We start from the raw sequence: 1,222 nt of genomic DNA on the forward strand, positions 1-1,222 counted from the left end.
GTCTGCGCCAGACTGCCGCTGCGGTTATCCAGCGTGCCGGCGTTCACCGTCAACTGATTGGCCACCGTCGTCGCATTGCGGTGGTCCAGGGTAGCTGCCGTGATATCGAGCTTGCCATTGCCCGTGATCTTGCCGTGCTGGTTGTTGAACTGGCCCGCGTTAATCGCCAGGATGCCGGCGCCTGCGTGCTCCAGCTTGCCATTGACGTTCGTCAATACCGTCGCATTCAAGGCCAGATTCGCGCTGTTGACGGCGATGCGGCCTGCCGTGTTGTCCAGCTTGCCTGTCGTGATGACGGTATCTCCTGTGCCCGTCTGCACGATCTCGCCGCTGGCGTTGTTCAGGTTGGCGACGTTCAGTTGCAACTGACCGGCCACCAGTTGGCCCTGACTGTTCACCAACGACTGGGCGTTGTTTGCGTTGGCGGTGATGGCCAGCACGTTGCTGGCCGAGATGACGGCTTTATTCGTCACGACATCGCCAGTAGCTGCCGTGATGGCGATGTTTGTCGCACCCGTCTGGCTGTTCGACAGATCTACACTGGAACCCGTCAGCGTCGCACTGCCTGCTGCCAGATTCTGTCCGCTCGCCTGCAAGACGCCATCGGCATTGATGGTCAAGTCCCCTGTCGCACCCAGGCTGCCGTCCGCTTTCACGCCGGCGCCCAGCAAGCCGCTGCTGGTCATTTTGCCCGCCGTAATATGGGTGTTGTTGACGGAAGCAATCGATCCCGTGTTGTTCAGTACACCGCCGACCGTCAGTTGCTGGTGGCGGCCCGCGTACAGCAGACCGGCGTTGTTCAGGTCACCGCTCACTTTGGCCGTCAGGTCCGTACCGGCGCTCACTGTTCCCTGCTGGTTCAGCAAGGTCACAGCGTCCAGATGCAAATTGTCCGCCTGCAATACGCCGCGCGTGTTGTCGATATTCACGCCACCCACATGCAAATCGGCGGTCGCTGCCATCACGCCATCGGTATTGTTCAGCACGCCCTTGCTGACGATGTCGGCCGACGCAGCCGAGGTGATGCGGCCCTTGCTGTTGTCCAGCACGCCCGCTTGCAAATTCAACGTCCCCGTGCCTGCATGCTCGATCTTGCCATCGCGGTTCGCCAGCGTGGCCGCATCGATGTTCAAGTCATTGCTGTTGACGGCAATGCGGCCCGCTGTATTGTCCAGACTGCCGGTGACGATGCGCGTGTCGCCCGTGCCCGTCTGCAAGATGG

1 pseudogene is annotated in these 1,222 nt (G+C 61.2%); it reads right to left on the reverse strand.

Going from position 1 to position 1,222, the window contains the following annotated elements:
• Positions 1-1,222 (reverse strand): annotated as a pseudogene (locus GCN75_RS28735) (hypothetical protein); the annotation flags it as partial.

Source organism: Janthinobacterium violaceinigrum, assembly GCF_009208555.1.
GTDB classification, from domain to species: domain Bacteria; phylum Pseudomonadota; class Gammaproteobacteria; order Burkholderiales; family Burkholderiaceae_D; genus Janthinobacterium; species Janthinobacterium violaceinigrum.